4 protein-coding genes are annotated in these 4206 nt (G+C 65.6%); 2 read left to right on the top strand and 2 right to left on the bottom strand.

Annotated features, from left to right (window positions below; translation table 11 throughout):
- Positions 1 to 136: 136 nt before the first annotated feature.
- Positions 137 to 448 carry a hypothetical protein gene (locus VIM19_01935; protein HEY5183672.1) on the bottom strand — a complete coding sequence of 104 codons (312 nt, stop codon included), beginning with the start codon at positions 446 to 448 and terminating at the stop codon, positions 137 to 139.
- A 993-nt stretch (positions 449 to 1441) separates the two neighbouring features.
- On the opposite strand from VIM19_01935, the gene VIM19_01940 reads away from it, so the two are divergent.
- Complete coding sequence (locus tag VIM19_01940; GenBank protein ID HEY5183673.1) at positions 1442 to 2659, top strand: glycosyltransferase 87 family protein; 1218 nt, start codon at positions 1442 to 1444, stop codon at positions 2657 to 2659.
- A 42-nt stretch (positions 2660 to 2701) separates the two neighbouring features.
- On the opposite strand, the gene VIM19_01945 is transcribed toward VIM19_01940, so the two are convergent.
- Positions 2702 to 3415 carry a class I SAM-dependent methyltransferase gene (locus tag VIM19_01945; GenBank protein ID HEY5183674.1) on the bottom strand — a complete coding sequence of 238 codons (714 nt, stop codon included), beginning with the start codon at positions 3413 to 3415 and terminating at the stop codon, positions 2702 to 2704.
- A gap of 261 nt (positions 3416 to 3676) precedes the next feature.
- On the opposite strand from VIM19_01945, the gene VIM19_01950 reads away from it, so the two are divergent.
- Positions 3677 to 4206: transposase (locus VIM19_01950; protein HEY5183675.1), on the top strand; the 530-nt coding region annotated here is incomplete at its 3' end.

Below are 4206 nucleotides of genomic sequence, written 5' to 3' on the forward strand. Positions count from 1 at the left end.
GCGACACACGCAAAGACCAAGGCCAGCGGCGCGAATAGCGTCAGGCTCGGCAAGGTACCCCCGTGGTTGCTTCTGCGCCCTCATCCTGTCGCATGGGGCGACGCCGTTTCCGGGTCTTCCCCCCACCGGGCGAGTCCTATCGAAGCCTCTTTGCGCGGTCGCCTTCCGGCCGCGACGCGGCGAGCCACGCCTGGAACTCCTCCAACATCCCCGTCGCAACGTCGTTGCCGCTGGGATAGCGGCTTGTCGCATCGGCCAACACGCGCACCGTGCTGGCGTCGATGTGCATGGTCATCCACTCGGCGGGATCGACGGCGATGCCCGTCAGCCCGTACTCGTGGCTCAGCCAGGCCGCTGTCGCAGCTGCCTGCTCCTCGGTCATGCCCGGAACATCCAATGCCCAATAGCCCGAGGAGCCGCCCATCCCCGAATGATGCAGCTTCGACACCCGGGGAGGCGAACGAGAACGGCACTTCGCGTGTGGTCTGAGCGTGCACGACGGTCAGGCCGCGTCAGCTAGTAGAGGCAGTCCCCGGCAGACGAGAAGGCGACAAGGGGTGGGACGGTGACCGCGCCGATCAGCAAGAGGATCGGTACCGCGATTCGCTGCCACTTGGCATAAGAGCCGACGACGAGGATGGCGGCCAGGGCTACGTCCAAACCCCAGACAGCCAGGAAGACGTCCCGCGGCAGGTTCGTGATTGCGGGAGCAACGTGGCACGTACCGCTCGCCGGCCACGCTGCCCACCCAGTCCAGATCCAAAGGATTGCGAAGACGATGGGAGCGCCCCAAACCACGATGTTAGGTGGTGGAAACCGGCGTTGCTCTGACCAAGTCGTGCCGGTCCAGTAACGCAACTTCCTGACGTCTGGTCGCGCGTCTGGATCGTGATACCAGCCGGGTGCTGGATGCCTCGTGGATCGCGCCCAGGCTTCGCCATCCCACCAACGGGACCATCCGGCATGGTTAGGGTCTTCGTACCAGCCAGCGGGAGGCTGCGAGAGATAGCTGGACGCACCGGCGGCAGGGTGGGAGACCAGCCGTCCGTTCTCCCAGTAGATGCGCATCGGCTCACCCTCACGGGCGGCATCGGCACCTTCGGTCGAAGACCGGCCCTCGCCTGGACGGTCCTTGGGGTCGGAATCGGACATTGGCATCGCTGCCACCTCACCCCATCAACGAGACGACGCCCGGCACCCCTGACGCTAGGGCGGCGACAGCTCGGCACGCCATCTGAGCGGCGCCTAATGCCGGATATTGGGCGGCCGCGTCTGCAACCTCGCCGGCCAGCGAGCCGACACCCAAATGGCCCAGTGAAGATCCGGTCTCAGCTCGGACAGCGAGAGCAATATCCGGCATTATGGGCGCGGCGCGGAGGACGGGGACCTCGGGTAACTGACGTCCGCTGTGGCGGACCGGGGGACGAGATTGAACCGAACCGTGCACAACGCAGGGCTGGCACTGCTGGCCGTGCTCGGTTGTGTGTTGATGGCTCGGTACTTCGTCGGGCTTTCAGGGTCAGACCCCTCGGCCTTCCTCGACTTGCAGGTCTACCGCGACGCGATCGGGTACTGGCGGGCAGACGGTTCCGGACTCTACGACCGGACCTTCACCTCCACGTCGCTGCCCTTCCTCTACCCTCCATTTGCCCTTGTGATGCTGGCGCCCACCACCTGGGTTTCGCTGCAAATGGCGGACGTGGGACTGCTGATCGCTTCGCTGGGCGCGACTTTCGCTGTGGCTCTCGCCAGCGTTCGCCGGATCGGGTTTGCCGGCCAAGACGCTGTCTTCACGGCCATCTTCGTGGCGGGCATCGCGTCAGTCACCGAGCCGTTCTGGTCGACGCTTCTCTTCGGCCAAGTGAACGTCCTCATCATGCTCGCCGTGGTGATCGACGTCCTTTGGATGCCACCGCGCTGGCGTGGCCTCCTCACTGGTCTGGTCGCCGGGATCAAACTCACTCCGCTCGTGTTCGTCTTGTACTTCGCCTGGAAGCGTGATGGCCGTGCCGTGGCGAGGCTGATCGTGACCTTCCTCGTGACCGTCGTCGTCGGGATCGTCGCCACGCCAAGCGACTCACTGCGCTTCTTCTCGACGCTTGGCCGGTCTGAGGCAAGGCTCGTCGATACGAGCATCGTTACCAACCAGTCGCTGCGGGGGGTGTTTCTGCGACTGCTCGGCCCTGGCACCGCCGCCACAGGCGCCTGGGTTGCGGCTTCGCTGGTCCTGCTTGTCGTCCTTGCGATCGCGCTTCGTCGATCAGGATCTTGGGAGACGAGCGTGTCGACTCTTCTGCCCGTCTCCCTCGTGGCGGTCGCCGGTTTGCTGATCTCACCGATCTCCTGGACCCAGCACTGGGTGTGGTGCCTCCCCCTCGCCGTGACCCTCCTGGGCACGCGGTCACTGTCGACGATGTTGCGCATCTGCGGGCTGCTGTTGCTAATGGCAGTGACTGTCACCAAGCCGCTCTTGTGGATGGGGAGTCTGCCCCGCCCGATGACGAATGCCTGGTGGGACAAGTGGGTGGCATCGAACATCTACGTGATCGTCGGGATCGCGATTCTCATGGCAGTCGCTGCCACCCGTCCACCGTCGACCGCCTCCGGCGTCAGCTCCGCCCTCGAACCGGCGAACGTCGAGAGTGATCGCGTCGGTTGAGTCTGCCGCTGAGGCCGCACGCGAAGTGCCGTTCTGACTCGCCTATCGTGCCGTGGCCTTGATCACGAGAAGTGCCGGCCGGTCTAGATGAAGTGCTAGGGACGGCTGGTCGGTCACAGCTTCGCGCGAGGGTTCGGGCTCGAGGAGCGCATCCAGCACGAAGCCAGCCCTGGCGAGCGCGGCGACGACATCACTCACAGTCCGGTGATACTTGTTCACTCCGTTCACGAACCACGATGTGTCGCGGCGACCTCGGCTGAAGTAGTCACGGACGAGCCATCCGGAGGTGAGACGCCCGTCGGGTGATGCCGTGATCACGGGATGCTCCATCGAGAAGACCAAGACTCCGCTCTGGGCAAGCCATGTCCTGATGTGAGTGAACAGCGCGTCGAGATCCTCCACGTAGTGGAAGGCCAGGCTGCTCACAACGAGGTCCACACTGCCGGTGGGAAGCGCGACGTCTTCGGCGAATCCACGGATGAAGGTCACCGCTGGAAGGTCGATCCGTCGTGCGACTTCGAGCATGCGCTCCGAGGGATCGACCCCAACGACCGACGATGCCCCCGCCAGCGCGAAATCACGGCAGCTCGTGCCGAAGCCGCATCCGAGATCGACGACCCGCAGACCGGTCACGTCCGGAAGCAGGCTTGTCAGGGCGGGTTGATCGATTGCCGAGTTCAGACCCGAGTCCTCGCTCCTGAGCCGTTCGTAGCCCTCGAAGAACTCTGCATCGTCGTAGATGTTCTGTCGCGTCACCGAACGAGTATCTCGAACGACATGGCGGATGAGTGCTCGCGCCTATGTGCCTGATGGTCTGCTGGGCTGGTCGCTGGGCCTTGATGGTTCTAGCGTCGTGACGCCGGTGGTCTGACTCGCTAAGTGCCTGCCGATCGTGGCTTTCTAACGATCTGTCGGCCACCGGTGTCGCCGCGGTGTGACTCAACAGAGGCTTGGCCCCTCCCATCAGGATTGTCCGCCGCGGTTCCCCTCGCTGGTGTTCGCGGACAGGAGATCGTGATGCAGGTTCTCGGAGTCGATCCCCACAAGGGATCCCACACAGCGGCTGCGGTCGCACCCGACGGCACGGTGCTGGGTCGCACCCGGGTCGTCTCGAGCCGGCGGCAGGCGCAGCGGCTGATCGCGTGGGCGGCGCCCTGGCCGGACCGGGTCTGGGCGGTGGAAGGAGCGACCGGCGTCGGACGTCTGCTGGCCCAGCAGCTCGTCGCGGCCGGGGAGTCGGTGCTCGACGTCCCGGCCGCACTCGCGACCCGGGTCCGGGTGCTCTCCGGGCAGTCCGGGCGCAAGACCGACGCCCACGACGCGGTCGCAGTCGCGACCGCTGCGATCCACCACCCCCGACTTCGGGCGGTGCAGGCCGAGGACCACAACGGCGTGCTCCGGCTGCTCAGCGTCCGGCGCACCCAGCTGACCGCGTCACGAACCCAGGCGGTGTCACGGCTGCATGGGCTTCTCGCTGAACTGATCCCGGGCGGCGCTCCCAAGAGCCTGGCTGCAGATAGGGCAGCAGAGCTGCTGCGCTCGATCCG

It is taken from the genome of Actinomycetes bacterium, from assembly GCA_036510875.1.
GTDB lineage: Bacteria > Actinomycetota > Actinomycetes > Prado026 > Prado026 > DATCDE01.